The organism is Shinella sp. GW821-FHT11G07 (assembly GCF_058808115.1).
Map to the genome: position 1 here is coordinate 1 of NZ_JBXARJ010000028.1, position 14,531 is coordinate 14,531.

The window sequence follows — 14,531 nt, forward strand, 5'->3', positions numbered from 1 at the left end:
CCGCTACCGCCGCAAACACCGAAACCAAAAACCGCTGGAGCGAACTCAAAACTGGATAAAACTTGGGGGCAAGGTCACTTCGTCTTCCTGAGAGGCTTTCAACCGACGCCAGGTCATGGAATTCGCCGCGAGCGCCAGCATCCAACTCTGTCCCGCAACAATTGCCATCGATGAGCAACGATATCCAAACCTCAGGGTGATGATGTCGGTCGCGATCAGAATACCTTGCTTTCTGTCGGTGACGTCGCGATAGGCCGCCGTAAGGCGGTGATCAACTTGGGTCAGCGCCCATAACAAGGCCCTCGATGTCGTGCTTCTGGGTAATCGGAGCGAGCTCCTCAACGACGCGGCAGACGAGGTGCTTCTTGCCGATTTCGGGTAGGGCATCGTACCAGTCGCGGGTAACCATCATGTCGTGCAGTTCGGCATGTCCAGCGCCCGGCCTGTCCACACCCAGCACCAAGACCGGCCGCGCAATTGGGGACTGATGCTCCGTGCCACGGTGGACCGTTAGCGCCGAGCGGCAGGAAATGTCGCCGCGCTGCGGATACTTGCGTGTTGCACGTTCCTGGAAACGGCCCCAGAGCGCCTTATCCGGGAACATTTCGTGCTTCCATTCCCGGCCATCGTCGTATTGCGTTCCAGGCGCCACTTCGAACGGCCCCATGTCTTCGGTGACGTCGACACCGGTGAGGTTGAAGGCAAGCGAGGTGATCTGGCGGTCGCGATAAGTATCGGCGGGAGATGGGAAGTCGCGGTGCCACGGCTGGTACTTCGCCCCCTGGAACGGTACGTCGAGGCCGATCTCCACGATCTGGTAGTCCGGTCCCAGCACATTGGTGCAGACATCCACGACCCATGTATGGGTGATGAGATCGACGAAACCGCGGAAGGCCTGCGGATGGATTTCGACATACCAGCGGCGTGGTCCCCGGCCGACCGCGCCCCCGGGTCTTTGGATAGCCGACCAGAAGGCCGTCATCATGTCTTCGCGCATCTCGTCGGCCCATGCGGGGCTGAAAGCACCCTTCAGCCCGATGATGCCGTCTGCTGCCAGTTGCGCCATCTGCGCAGCGATATCGTAGTCGAATGCTGGCTTCGTGTTCATCCGGTTCTCCTCCCGATCTTCGGAAAGGCTACCTCTACTAATAATTATTAGTCAATGGCCGAATTTTATTAGTTAGTGTAGAGAGGGAAAAATGGGGGGTACATGAGCGGCGGGAAAACGAAGAAGCGCGTGACTATGATGGATGTGGCCAAGGCGGCAGGCTGCTCGCAGGCGACGGTCTCGGTCGTCCTCAACAATGTCACGGACATCAAAATATCCTCTGACCTTCGCGTCCGCGTGATAGATGTAGCGCATAAGCTTGGCTATGGGCTCGCAAGCCCGATACGTCGCGCGGGCCTCGAAGACATCCGAGGTGGCTGTATCGGTTTCATCGTCGACCAACTCGCGACAACCCCGGAGGCGGTCAATGCCATCGAGGGCGCCCGGCACGCTTCATGGGAGAGCGATGTTACAATTCTCGTGGCGCAGACGCAGGGGCGAGCCGAGAATGAGCGAAAGGCGGTGGCACGCCTTCTGCAGGCCGGAGTTCAGGGTATCGTTTATATGTCGATTTTCACCCGTCGCGTATCGCTCGACGCGGTCTTCGACGACCTTCCGGTGCCGCTGGTTCTGCTCAACTGCTACACCAGTGATAACCGTTTTCCCGCCGTCGTTCCTGATGAAATGACCGGGGGGCGCACGGCCACGACATCCCTCATCAAGAAGGGGCATACACGCATCGCAACGATCGTCGGCGAGAGCTTCATGGAGGCCGCGCAGGATCGCCTCGCGGGCTATCGTAAGGCGCTGGCGGAAGCGGGGCTCAACTACGATGACGCCCTGGTGGCCGAAGGAAATTGGACGCCGACATCCGGCTTCGAGGCAACACAAAAGCTCCTTTCACTTCGAGAGCCGCCGACGGCGATCTTCTGCCAGAACGACAAGATGGCGATGGGCTGCTTCATGGCGATTGGCGAAGCAGGTTTGCGCATTCCCCAGGACATCTCCGTCGTCGGCTACGATGACGACGAACTGTCGCGCCATTTGCGGCCACAACTGACCACCCTGGAGCTTCCGCACCGGCCGATGGGAGCCTGGGCCATCGAGGAACTCGCAAAGAAGTCCCGCTCAGGGCACCGCAGCCTTCACAAGGTCGTATGCACGTTCGTCGCCCGGGGCTCGATCAGTCGCAAGTCGGCCTGACATGATGACGCGGGTGCAGAGAAGAGAGACAGGTGATTTCTGCGGATGGATATTTTGGACCTCGCACTTGAATGAGGGCATGCAAGGCTCAGTAACGTAAGCCGGAAGCTGAGGTCAGTGCTCAAGAGTGTGGGACAGCCGTTGCAAGTGCCACGGCCATGTCTCGGTTTCTTAGACGTGTGCATTGATTTGCGCAACGCTGAACACTGCTTGGCTCGAAAGAACTACTGCGCCGAACAGTACGCCAATCGGTGGACAATACTCCCCATTCGCAGACGCTCAGGATGGCCGTGATTATCACATGGTAGACTCGGCATAAGCCGGGCGACAGGCGATCTGGCCCGCGCGATTCCCCCCTACAATGTGCAACTTTCGCATGATGCTTAAAGGGCGAGAAAGCCCATGGCATGAAGAACGAGCCAAAGTGGTAAGCCGACGGTCGCCAAAGTCGCAGCGCCCACCGACAGCCACTTAATTGAATAGGCGCGCCGAGCGCGCTTTGCGTCCCACTCGTAGACCATTTGAAACTTCCCCTTCGCTTGAAATCAAACACGGGTTACGGGGCGAGTCGAGTCATCAGAAAGATATAGAGAAGAGTAATGGCAAACCCTAAGCTCACCATGCTTACCGCGTGTACATCACTTTCACGCGTACGGGCGCGTGCCGCCAATCTATGCAGGGCGCAGTGTTTAGACGCCAAAGAGAATCCACGGCGGAATGCCAAGCATCATAAGCCCGGCTACCACCAGCGCCCCAGCCGCTAAAAGAGTATGGTCTTGCTTTCTTTGCTCTTGCGATCTGCCTCTCATAGCGCTCTCCCAGCTTGACTGATCGGACGCTCAAATTCCCATTCGGCCCTCTTTGTTCCGACCTCCACCACACAAGTAAAACGCCATGAACGGAGCGGCATCCTTTGCCGCTCTGTGGGGCCGTACCGTATCTCCGAACGGCTTCTCCACCTTACGTTTGAGGTGCTTCATGCGGTCGCCTACGGGCGGAGATGCGAGAGGACTTTTTCCCCTCATCGCTATGTTCTCCGAGGTCTATCCCGGAGACCTGCGGCCAGACGCAGCCCATTGGTGCGGAGCTCCAGAAAGGTGGGGTTGGCGCGCCCTGCCGGTGAAAGGATTGGGGCGGTCGGAGCGTATTCGGATGCGGAGCTCGGCAAGAAGCGCCAGCGCGCGCCGCCCGACGGCCGCCTTCGAAGGTACCAGTTCGGAAGGCCGCCGCGATCCTTTCTACCTCCCAGATACGGCTGTGATTGGCCAATGAGCTGGCGTCGGGCTGTCGCGGGAAGGGAGCTATGCCTATGGAGCGTTGCCGGTGATAAATAATTCCGATGGAGACCTCCACACCTTGTCCCGCGGGGGTGGGAAGCTATCTAACCTGCAGATTGGCAGAGGGGGCGTGCTTGACCGAGTGGCTGCAAACGATTGGGGCAAACTTCGATTTCCTTCCGCATCTGGGGTCGCTTCTCTTCGCTTATGTGCTTGCCCTACCGATCGGTTGGGACCGCGAAAAGCACGAGAGAAGCGCCGGCCTCAGGACGTTTCCCCTGGTGGCGATCGCAAGCTGTGGCTTCATCCAGGCCGCGGAACCGCTCATTAGTGGCAACGCTGAAGCCACGGCCCGGATCGTCGAAGGCTTAATCACCGGAATGGGCTTCATCGGAGGCGGCGCCATCCTCGTCGTGAAGGCCAGCGTACGCGGCACGGCAACGGCCGCAAGCCTGTGGGCGACGGGCGCTATCGGAACCGCCGTCGGGCTCGGCTCCTTCGACACGGCAATCGTGCTCTCTCTCGTAACATTTCTGACGTTGCGCACCCTCTCAAACCTCAAAGAAGAGGGCAAGGATGACCGCCGGGACGGCGAGTAGCTCCTAGTGCTGGTGACAGCGAGTAACCTACAGCGTTTGAAATGGATATGGCGCTGTTCGTCGGTTATCTCGCATCGGCTTGTTCCATCACGAGCTTTATTCCGCAGGTCTGAAAGGTATTTTAGACAGGTGACACCGCAACGATATCAGCGAAGATGCACACGCTGACGGTCACCGGATTCGCCCTCTGGACGGCGTACGGTGTTTTGCGTGTCGAGTGGCCGACTATCCCGACGAACCCTTTCTGCTTTTAGCTTTCCGGACTGGTTCTCATCAAAACGCCCAGCGCGAAGCTGCATCGAAGGGTTGATACCTAAATCGGATCTATGCCACGCTGGCACGCTGCTTCCATGAGGCGGCTTCGAAGATCCGTTGAGGTCGGTTCTGCGCCCAGCTTGCCCTGAAACATTCTTTCCAATTGACTACACAGGAAAGAACATATAGTGAACATATATGAAGAAATCGCTGCAGCAACGCTTGGCCATCCTGTCGGATGCCGCCAAATACGACGCCTCGTGTGCCTCGAGCGGAACGGTCAAGCGCGACTCCGCTCGAACCGGCGGGCTGGGCTCGACGGAAGGGGCGGGGATTTGCCATGCCTATGCGCCGGACGGGCGGTGTATTTCGCTCCTCAAGATCCTGCTCACCAACTTCTGCATTTTCGACTGCGCCTATTGTATCAACCGCTCCTCCAGCAACGTGGAGCGCGCCCGCTTCACACCGGAGGAGGTCGTATGGCTGACCCTCGAATTCTATCGGCGCAACTATATCGAGGGGCTGTTCCTGTCCTCAGGCATCATCCGCTCGCCGGATCACACGATGGGCGAGATGGTGCGGGTAGCGCGGGACCTGCGCACCGTGCACGGTTTTCGCGGCTACATCCACCTGAAGTCTATTCCCGATGCCGCTCCGGAACTGATCGAGGAGGCCGGGCTTTATGCCGATCGCCTCTCCCTCAATATCGAACTGCCGACCGATGCCGGCATTGGGCGCTTCGCGCCGGAAAAACGTCCAGAGGGAATTCGCCGCGCGATGGGGGAATTGCGCCGGAAGATCGAAGCGGCCGATGACCCGACCTTGCAGACCAAACGGCGCAAGCGTTTCGTTCCCGGCGGCCAGAGCACGCAGATGATCGTCGGCGCCGATGGTGCGGACGACGCCACGATCCTGAAGACCAGTGCCCGGCTCTATAGCGGCTACGGACTGAAGCGCGTCTACTATTCGGCCTTCAGCCCCATTCCCGATGCCTCCCGTGCGCTGCCGCTCATCAAGCCGCCACTGGTACGCGAGCATCGGCTCTACCAGGCGGACTGGCTCTATCGGTTCTACGGTTTCGGCGTGGAGGAGATCACCGGGGCGACGGGCGGCATGTTGGATCTCGACATGGATCCCAAGCTGGCCTGGGCGCTCGCCAACCGCCAGGATTTTCCGGTTGACGTCAACCGGGCGGAGCGCGAGCGGCTGCTGCGTGTGCCTGGCCTCGGCACGAAGACGGTCACGTCCATTCTCTCCAGCCGTCGGTTCCGGCGTCTCAGGCTCGAGGACCTAGCGCGGCTCGGCGTTTCGCTGCGCAAGGTACGTGCCTTCATCGAGGCGGAGGGCTGGGTGCCGCGGCGGCTCGCAGATCGTGCCGACCTGAAAGCGCTTTTCGCGCCGAAGCCGGAACAACTCTCGTTGCTCTGATGCAGACGATCCCGCTTTCCGGACGAGGCGATTTCTCCGAGTGGCGTGATGCGGCGCGGGCCCTGGCCGCGGCCGGCATTTCTCCCCGCGAGGCGGATTGGCGCATCCGTGGCCTAGGCGATGAGCTGTTTGCTGCCGATGCGCTGCCGGATTTGCCGAAGCCCGACAAGGGCGCGCTGCCGCTCACCGTGCCGCCCGCGTTCCTGTCCTTGGCCGAGGCGGTCGTCTGTCACACGGAGCCCGGCCGTTTCCATCTGCTCTACAGGCTGCTGTGGCGGCTGCAATCCGACCGCCACCTGCTGGAACTGGACGCGGACACGGATGTCGCCTGGGCACGGCTGCTTGCCAAGAACGTCAATCGGGACGGCCACAAGATGACGGCTTTCGTGCGCTTCAAAGAGATCGGCGGCCAGATGAACGGCCGGCGGCGCTTCTTCGCCTGGTTCGAGCCCTCCCATTTCGTCGTCGCCCGGACCGCACCCTTCTTCCGCCGGCGCTTTGCCGACATGGACTGGATCATCGCGACGCCGAACGGCACGGCCAGTTGGGATGGCGGCAGCCTGATCTTCGATGCCCGGCCGGGCGAAAATCCTGGTCATGGCGATCCGACGGACGATCTCTGGCGGACCTATTATGCGAGCATCTTCAATCCGGCCCGCCTCAAGCTGAAAGCCATGCAAGCGGAAATGCCGAAGAAATACTGGCGCAACCTGCCGGAGGCGGATCTCATTCCCGGTATGATCGCCAATGCCGAGGCCAATGTGCGGGCCATGGCCGAACAGGCGGCGAAAGATCCACCGTTGTTTCACTACCGTCTTCAGGAAACGGCGCAGGCCATGCCCAGGATCGAGCCTCTTGGAGCCGGGACCATCGAGGCCCTGCGGGAGGAGGCGCGCGGCTGCACGCGCTGCCCGCTGCATTGCATGGCAACGCAGACCGTTTTCGGCGAGGGGCCGCAAGGTGCGCCTCTGATGATGGTGGGCGAGCAGCCGGGTGATCAGGAGGACCTTGCCGGTCGCTCGTTCGTCGGCCCGGCGGGAAAGGTCTTCGATGCGGTTCTGAAAGAGGCGGGCCTCGCCCGCGATACCGTCTACCTCACCAATGCGGTCAAGCATTTCAAGTATGAGCCACGCGGCAAGCGGCGCATCCATGAGAAGCCCAACAAGGGGGAGATCGACCATTGCCGCTGGTGGCTGGCAAAGGAGGTGGAGCTTATCAAGCCGCGCCTTATCGTTTCGCTGGGCGCCACCGCGCTCTATGCGCTGAGCGGGGAGCGCAAGCCGCTTGACCAAATACGCGGCAAGACGATCACTATGCAAGGCAATATCGTGCTCTACCCCACCATCCACCCCTCCTACCTGCTCCGGGTCCCGGACGAGGCCGAACGCCGACGCCAACAGGCCCGCTTCGTGGAGGACATAAGGCATGTTCGGCAGTTGGTGGAGAGGCTTGAGGCGCTCAAAGCTGGAACGTTCCGTTTTCCTCGCCATCCCAGTACTGCACGCGCTTGCCCTGGACCTTGATCAGCACAAGGCCGGGCGTTTCAGCCCCTTGCGGGAACCAGCGGTCAAGATCAGGTACCCAGTGCTCCTCGAACTGCGCCATGTCGCGAATGAGGGTTGCTTCGCCTTCGATCGATATGAACATGCCGGGTTTTCCAAGCAGGCTCGGCGGTTCCGTGAAGGACAGCGTTACCTGCGCATCACGGCCGATATCGGCGACCTTTTTGGTATCGGTAAAGGAAAAGAACCAGGAGTCGCCATCGTACTCGACATCGCCATTGTTGCTCATCGGTCGGTTGGTGATAGCCCCCGATCCTCCGTGGGTCGACATCATGCAGAAGTCTATCTTCTTTAGCTTTCGGGCGATATCGGCAAGCAGAGTCTCGGACATGGCGCATAACCTTCGAAAAAGAGTGAGACGCGTACACGTGCGCGCTTGAGTGCTTTTCGCTGGCCATGGAGAGAAGGCGAAGAACCACGATCTCCATGTTTTATCGTGCGATCGACACAGCCCGCGCTAATGAAGGAAATGGAGAAGGCGCTGGAAGGTTCCGCGGGATTACACTGGGCAATTATGAGCCGATCGCATTCGAAAACGCCATCTCTGCCTTCACAAGGGCCTACCATGCGGCAGTGGGCTTCCCCATTTCCTGAAGTATATCCATTGACGTGTCGCTCACTTTCAAAAGCGCCTTGGCGCCCGCCGTCTCCGGCACACTTCGATCCTTATCCCTGTCACCGAGGTTACGCCTCTTGGTTAGTGCAGACGTATACGTTCGGGGCATCGCAGGATCGCGCTGACGGAGGGTACTGCTGCATGCTGCAACCGCGACGGAAAATTTCGACTTACTCGCCAAATCAGTTGCCGTAATTTTACCGGCGAAGTCATCGCGCTCATGGGGCCGTTTGGGACGCGCACCGAAACTATGAGCCGGCAATGGATGAATGCGCGAGGCGCGGTTGGCTCGTGATTCCAGGCTGAGACGCCACGAGTGGTTCGCGAGATGACGGCCTATCGAACCCTCTTGTCGAAATTATTCAGAGTGAGTGAAAAATGCAGTTGAAGCGGTTCGGGCTTTGCCTTGCAGCCCCCCTATTGGGCACATCGTATGCGCTCGCAGGCTCGGTCAGTGGTATAGTCGTTGATGATCAAGGCAAGCCGGTGGCTGGCGTCCATGTTGAGGTCTTGTACCAGACCTTCAATTCGGACCAACTTACGGGGTATGGTGAAAGCATCAAGGCAGAAACAGTGTCTGGGCCCGATGGGCGTTACACGCTTGACACCACTCATATGCCTCGGGGCGAATACTCCGCGCATGCCTATCAGGTGATCGTGAACGGTGACGAGGAGATGAACGTCGATGCTGTGGGCAGCGATCCCTCTACCTTCACAGGGAGTGCCGACACGATCCGAAACTTTTCCGTAGGAATTGTCGAAATCTCTGACGACATGCCCTACGGCAATGCTGGAATTGTCGTCGTCAACAATGCTATCGGGGACTACACGGACCTTAGTGGCACCGAGATCACGCTGGTGAACATCGAAAGGGGCGCCACGTACGTTAAGACGGTGCGCTTGACCGGCGAAGGCCTCGTCGTCACCGGAATCCCTTTTGGCACGTATCGCGCGTCCGCTCGTCTTTCAGGTCGTTCAATGCAGATCGCGCTATGGGGGCCGGGTGAAAGTGACGTCTTCGCCCTAACCGTCGAGCACAACTTTACGATGGGCTATTCCGGGAACCAAATGCAGGTGGCTGTGAAGCCCTGAGCGCATCCTTGCGACATTGGCAAGGTTGTTCACTCATACTTGGTATCACTTAGCCTGTCTTGACTGCTCAGTTGCGGAGCAGCGCAGCTAAAGCGTCATTGCGGGATATCCCTCGTGCTCGAGCGAAGCGCTCTTCCTGGCAAGCGGGTCATGTCGCGATATCGCCGCACCGTTCATTGAAGCGTTTCGTCATCTAGGTATCGGCGCGGGGGCCGTCTAAGGCTATTCGATGCCGATGCGTCCACCTACGGTTCCGACTCGACCCATGCCTGGGACAGGGTTCTATCTTCCCGGCGTGGGATGGAACACCTTTGACCCAACCCATCGCCGGTTGGCGGCGCCAATCTCATCCCGGTGGCGGTCGCCCGCAGCGATCGCCAGATCATGCCGGTCATAGGCGGTTGTATCGGCGCGTGGGGGGTTCATCGCCATGGAGGTCAAAGTTCGTGTTGCGCCTGAATCATAGCGGGAGCGCTGGGGACCCGCGACAGATGCGGGCTGTTGAAGCCCAACCTGGACAGTCCGGTGCGGATTTCCGGCGATTTCATAAAGACGTCCCAGAGCAGCCCCGTCCGAAAGTTTTCCATCATGATGACGATCGGCCCCTGGTTGATTGCAAGATAGGTCCGGGCATACCAGTTCCGGCTTTCGCAAAAGGCATCGACGAAACCGAATCGGCCCCATATGCGGTGCCTCGGTTTGGTGAGAAAAGAGCGCAGCGCGCGGAGCGACTCTTCCGGTGTGTAGGGGAAACTCGAAAGGGCCGCGCTCGGGGTAATGACGCCGATATCCTTATCAGGCGCGTGGGCCACATAGCCTCTCGGCCCGTGGCTGGACGTCAGTCCCCAGCAGTCCGGCCCATAGCCCGCGTGCCCGAATGGGTTGCGTAGACAATGCTCGTAGTTGATGAGGGTATGGCGACGGTTCTGCTGCCAGTAATCGGCATGGCGATCCGACAGCCCGCGCGGGTCGAGGCCGCAGAAGGAATAGTGTGAAATGAACAACGGGCCTCCATAGTTCATGCCGAGCGGAAGCTCCACGCCGTGGTAGCTTCGTCCGTTGCGAAAACCAGGACCTGAGGCAAATCCGTCGTGATAGACGTCGGCGTCGATTGGGTAATCTGGAGCGCCGGCGGCAAGCACAAAGGCCAACAGACCTTCGTTCCAACCAATGATCCTGCGATTCATCGCCCATCCGTGGCGGGGGCTCCAGTGCCAGTAAAGATGGTTGCCGCCATCCCGCCTGTACCAGCCCCACTCCGCCTCACGCCAAAGTCGGTCGATGCGACGGCGAAGGTCTCGCTCCAAAGTGGTGCCGTCGTCGAAATATTGACGCGCGCAGAGGAGCCCTTGGAACAGCAACGCGCTTTCGACCACATCGCCGCCGTCGTCCTTCCGGCTGAAGGGAATGGTTTCTCCGGTTCGTCCGTCGATGAAATGCGGGAACATTCCGTGATAGCGCGGCGTCTGTTCCAGGCACGAGAGCATCCTAGCGAGCCGGTTGACGGCGTCACAACGCGAGACCCACCCACGTGCGACGCCTACAACGATTGCCATAATGCCGAAGCCCGAACCGCCGATGGCGACGAGGTCGTTGGCGGGGTCGCCTGTCGTCTTCTGTCGGTCACGCGCCAGCCCGCTTGTCGGATGCGCGCCCTCCCAGAAGTAGCGGAATGTCTGCTTCTGGACCACATCAAGGCATTCGTCATCGGATCGGGATAACCGCCATGGGCGATGATCTGTTGGTGGGGTCATGGAAGACCAATAGGCCAAGCCATTACGATCAACCAGATAGCTCGATGAAACAGGTGTGGAAGATGTCATCGTTCGGAAGGCATGTTGCCGGTGAGCGGGCCAGGTGTGCCGGCAGGCTGGCGACCGTGTGGGCGTAGGCTGCACACCCTCGGCAGATGTTCGGCCCCGAGGCATTTTCCGATGCCTGGTATGTCTGATGGCTGTGGGTGCTCTAGGCGACGTGGGCGTCGCCGGCCGACGAGGCTAATTGTAGGTGGCTGAGCCGATGATCGCATCTGTTATGAACGCGATGCCCGAGTTGCATGCCATCATGCCAATCTTCGGTGCCAAGGCAGAACCAAATTGCCTCACATGTCCGCTTGCATGCTGGGTACCTCATCAAGGACACCCACAATGCGGACACCTAGAGTCATTTTCCCTTTTGCTAATACAGTGATCCGCTTGTCACGCCGAAATGCGTAGATATTGACTTGATCCCCCGCCTGACGGACAAAGAAGTTTAAAGCATGAAGGGGCTAAACTTATGGCTGAAGAAGACAAGACGATCGAAATAGGTGAAGCAGCATCGGCGGAAGTGACCGCGCCGGCGCTGAAGAAAGAGCGCACCCCTCGGCGTGCGAAAACCGCCCCTGAGGCGAAGAGCGCTCCGCTAGACATTGCACCCGTCGTAAGCCAACGCAAGAAGCGCGTCGCAAATGTTGATCTCGATGCCAAAGTTGCAGTGATCGCAAAGAAGCCCATTAAAGCGAGGGCCAAAAAGGCTCCTGCGGCCGTTAAGTCTACGAAGGCTGTAGCGACCGGACCTGCGCCTGTCCTGGACGAGATGGCCGAGCTCCTACAGTTGGAAGAAGAGAACAAGCGTCTTCGGAAAACCCTTGCCGAAAAACTACGCGAAGAGAATGCAAATCTGCGCAAAAGGCTCGGTCTGAACTGATGTGAAGGCGTATCCGCAGCCGAACCAGTTCGGCTGCAGATGCTGCAACACGCCATGCCCCTCCGATTTAGAGCGAGCCAGAGGTGGAATACGCGACTCTTGCTGCGGACACTGAAGGTTGAAGCGCAATGAAGTCACCTTGGAAAATGATTGGTGAATTGATCTTCCGTCACCGGCCGACGGGGGAACCGCGAGATTTGGCCAATGAGCAGCCTGCGGGCCAGGTGGATGTCGCTGATGACGGGAAGACACCGTTGTCGCCACCCTCGTTGATTCGGCCTTTCCTTGAACCTCGGGCCGAAGATGTTGAGCCGGTTGGCCAAAGGGCTTTTGAGGGTGTCGAACGCGACGACATCATCCCTCTCCCGAATCCGGTCGCTGTCGATCAGGTAGCAACGCGGCCGACGAAAAAATCCAGTAGCGGCGCTTCTCCAAAGACCAAAAAAGCCAAGACGGCAGAGATCATTAATATACAACCGGCTACGCGAGCCAGGCGAGGCGGAAGGCGAGGCGCAACCGAATCGATGAAGCAAACGGTCCATGCTGTGAGTAATGTTGAGACGCCGACCAGATCTATGGGAGACACCATCCATATCGAAGTTTCCGAAATTGATGTCCAGATTCGGGCTTTGACGCGCCACTTGGCGGAGAAACTGAAGCAGCAGAACGCTCAGCTTCGAAAGATGTTGGAGCGATTTGGCGGTTCAACCACTTGAGGCCAAGGATACTCGCGGTCAGGAACACGCAGATATTAAAGGGTGCTTTCGATTTTCGTTCGAGCGCGGCCAGGCAAGTGAACGGATGACCGCCTAAGGAAATCGTATACGCATAGGTTTTAGATGTTCGTTGCTTTGCGCTGACCAGCTGCTGGCCCGGAAGCCGAAAAGGTCCGTTCGCGGCGGTAGGAGAATGGCAACCCTCCGTCAGTTTCAGTGGGAAGAACCGAAAGTCTCGTCAGGAACCTAATCAACGCACATAGAGTTGTTGCTTGAACCGAAGGAGGTCACGATGGTTGAGAAAAAAGGTGTGATTGTTGCGGGGAAGGATGCACGCAAGCGGCTATCTGGCGAGATTAAGCCGAAGGATGCTAAGGACCCCGGCAACACGAAGTCACCAACCAAGACAGCGAAGTTACCGGCCGCGAACTAAATCGGCAGGGCGTGTATGCAAGGTGTGCCGCTTGCTACGGGTTGATGGGTTGCAGATTGCCAGCAGCACAGCGGCGAGGGCATGGTGTGGGGTGGCATCAGCACGGCGTATGTTTACGTGCGAAGATGGGATGGGTTGGTGCTGGCCATCCCTTAGATCCGTTGGGCATAGTCTTCCATGACGTGTCCGCCTTTTCGTGGCAGTTCCTGGCGGCAATACAAACCAAGGTGCGGCCACCGCGATCACCATCATGACCAGAGCGATTTCGCGCGGGTTCGACTCCCAGGTCGGTTGCCAAAGGCGCTCTTTCCAAACGTCCAGCTGAACCGCTACGATGCTTTCAGTGCAAAATGCGACATTTAGCCGTCGTACATCGGTATCGGACTGCCCTCGCGTGCTGGACTAGGCGTGGGGCATGGTTGCTCGTAGTACTTTTGCTTTCACGTCAGAGGGATTCTTGCTCCGAACTCCGTTGCGCGGCCCTCGTTGTCCCAAACGTCAATGCCCGAATTCTGGTCACGAGGTAGCGACGATCGGGAGCGTGGATACTAAGCAGGGTCGATCGTCGCGGATTTGATGAGCCGTACGACATTGCGCGCTTTTTCGTTCTCTGGGCCGGTGCCTCCGCGAGATTTTTGCTTTGGTAGTTTGCGTCACGGAGAACCTGGCGAAGAATCGTCCTTGGGAATCCGGCACCATTATCTAGTCCCTTAAGTATCAGGATCACCATATCCATGCTGGTGACGGCGAGGGTCGACGATTGGGTCAAAGCGGAGGCCGAAGCCACACTTCGCAGGTCGAACTGGGTGATCCCATTCAATGGCGCGCCGTCTATGCCGGAGAAGATATGGCCGATCATCGAGGCAGCCGTGCCGCGACGACCAGCTTTACAGCGCGTCCGCAAAGCCAAATCCCGAGCGCATAACGCTTACTGGAGCGCTTATAAACGTGACAGGGGTGGAAATGATATCTTGTGAGAGGTAAATGAAATCGCGAATTTAAACCGATAAATCTCGAATAATTGCCTCAGAGATAAATAAAAAATCGGAACCCTTAGTTTCGTGCTATGATGAACCTAATTGTAAATCGCGCAAGATTACGCGCGTCCAATTCTAATTTTCATTATTGTTGGCAATTAAATCTTAGAGTGAGGCCAAGATATCGAGATGGCGGCTATCATTTTTTCGATTTTATTTATGCGTATCGGCTTTCACGGCGCTGGATGGCTGTTTCTTCGTGTTGAAGGGGCAGGCCCACGGCGTATTTTCAGGAGTTTTCCATGAGCTTGAGTTTTCCGAACCAGAGCCGAAGCTATGAGGAGGCGGGCAAGCGCATCCGCTTCATCGGCCATGACGGCATGTTCGAAATTCCCTTCTTCGCGGGGGCGGATCTTTTTCCGGCTGCAACGTCTGAAGCCGCTTACCTGAACGCCTTCGATGCCGCCCGGGTTGCCATCTACAAGGCTGCGCGCCGGGCTTATTCCGGCGCCCGTCGAACAACCTACGTCCTGACACGTGCCGACTTCGGCTGACGCTCGGACGTAGGGCGCGCTTTGGCGCTCGTTCCCTGCCGCCAGTGTCGATGAAGATGCAGCGGAACTGCCGGGTCATACCG

At 58.6% G+C, this 14,531-nt stretch carries 12 protein-coding genes; 9 read left to right on the top strand and 3 right to left on the bottom strand.

Annotation, left to right across the window (positions count from 1 at the left end; genetic code table 11):
- Positions 1-271: 271 nt before the first annotated feature.
- Entirely contained in the window at positions 272-1,108 is an 837-nt protein-coding gene (locus tag AC1RT2_RS31280) for a phytanoyl-CoA dioxygenase family protein (protein ID WP_493108312.1), read from the bottom strand.
- A 102-nt stretch (positions 1,109-1,210) separates the two neighbouring features.
- On the opposite strand from AC1RT2_RS31280, the gene AC1RT2_RS31285 reads away from it, so the two are divergent.
- The 4 genes from AC1RT2_RS31285 to AC1RT2_RS31300 all read left to right on the top strand — a co-directional run bounded on the left by AC1RT2_RS31285 (position 1,211) and on the right by AC1RT2_RS31300 (position 7,333).
- The gene (locus AC1RT2_RS31285; protein WP_493108314.1) at positions 1,211-2,251 is read left to right on the top strand and encodes a LacI family DNA-binding transcriptional regulator; all 1,041 of its coding nucleotides are present in this window, start codon (positions 1,211-1,213) and stop codon (positions 2,249-2,251) included.
- A gap of 1,411 nt (positions 2,252-3,662) precedes the next feature.
- Complete coding sequence (locus AC1RT2_RS31290; protein WP_493108316.1) at positions 3,663-4,127, top strand: MgtC/SapB family protein; 465 nt, start codon at positions 3,663-3,665, stop codon at positions 4,125-4,127.
- 453 nt (positions 4,128-4,580) lie between these two features.
- Entirely contained in the window at positions 4,581-5,810 is a 1,230-nt protein-coding gene (locus AC1RT2_RS31295) for a putative DNA modification/repair radical SAM protein (RefSeq protein ID WP_493108318.1), read from the top strand.
- Positions 5,810-7,333 carry a UdgX family uracil-DNA binding protein gene (locus AC1RT2_RS31300; protein ID WP_493108320.1) on the top strand — a complete coding sequence of 508 codons (1,524 nt, stop codon included), beginning with the start codon at positions 5,810-5,812 and terminating at the stop codon, positions 7,331-7,333. Before AC1RT2_RS31295 ends, AC1RT2_RS31300 begins: the two co-directional genes overlap by 1 nt.
- On the opposite strand, the gene AC1RT2_RS31305 is transcribed toward AC1RT2_RS31300, so the two are convergent.
- A complete protein-coding gene (locus tag AC1RT2_RS31305) occupies positions 7,269-7,703 on the bottom strand; it encodes a pyridoxamine 5'-phosphate oxidase family protein (protein WP_493108322.1) in 435 nt (144 codons plus the stop codon). The two genes, AC1RT2_RS31300 and AC1RT2_RS31305, sit on opposite strands and share 65 nt — an antisense overlap.
- Before the next feature lie 663 nt (positions 7,704-8,366).
- On the opposite strand from AC1RT2_RS31305, the gene AC1RT2_RS31310 reads away from it, so the two are divergent.
- On the top strand, positions 8,367-9,080 hold the full coding sequence (locus AC1RT2_RS31310) for a carboxypeptidase-like regulatory domain-containing protein (RefSeq protein WP_493108324.1): 714 nt from the start codon (positions 8,367-8,369) through the stop codon (positions 9,078-9,080).
- Between the two features lie 437 nt (positions 9,081-9,517).
- On the opposite strand, the gene AC1RT2_RS31315 is transcribed toward AC1RT2_RS31310, so the two are convergent.
- The gene (locus AC1RT2_RS31315) at positions 9,518-10,903 is read right to left on the bottom strand and encodes a glucoamylase family protein (RefSeq protein ID WP_493108326.1); all 1,386 of its coding nucleotides are present in this window, start codon (positions 10,901-10,903) and stop codon (positions 9,518-9,520) included.
- Between the two features lie 454 nt (positions 10,904-11,357).
- On the opposite strand from AC1RT2_RS31315, the gene AC1RT2_RS31320 reads away from it, so the two are divergent.
- The 4 genes from AC1RT2_RS31320 (at position 11,358) to AC1RT2_RS31335 (ending at position 14,448) form a co-directional block, all read left to right on the top strand.
- On the top strand, positions 11,358-11,768 hold the full coding sequence (locus tag AC1RT2_RS31320) for a SyrB-like regulator (RefSeq protein ID WP_493108328.1): 411 nt from the start codon (positions 11,358-11,360) through the stop codon (positions 11,766-11,768).
- A gap of 128 nt (positions 11,769-11,896) precedes the next feature.
- Entirely contained in the window at positions 11,897-12,484 is a 588-nt protein-coding gene (locus tag AC1RT2_RS31325) for a hypothetical protein (RefSeq protein WP_493108330.1), read from the top strand.
- A gap of 292 nt (positions 12,485-12,776) precedes the next feature.
- A complete protein-coding gene (locus AC1RT2_RS31330; RefSeq protein WP_493108331.1) occupies positions 12,777-12,917 on the top strand; it encodes a hypothetical protein in 141 nt (46 codons plus the stop codon).
- Positions 12,918-14,196: 1,279 nt separating this feature from the next.
- Positions 14,197-14,448, top strand: a complete 252-nt coding sequence (locus tag AC1RT2_RS31335) for a DUF1488 family protein (protein WP_069062419.1) — start codon at positions 14,197-14,199, stop codon at positions 14,446-14,448.
- The last annotated feature ends 83 nt before the right edge of the window (positions 14,449-14,531 follow it).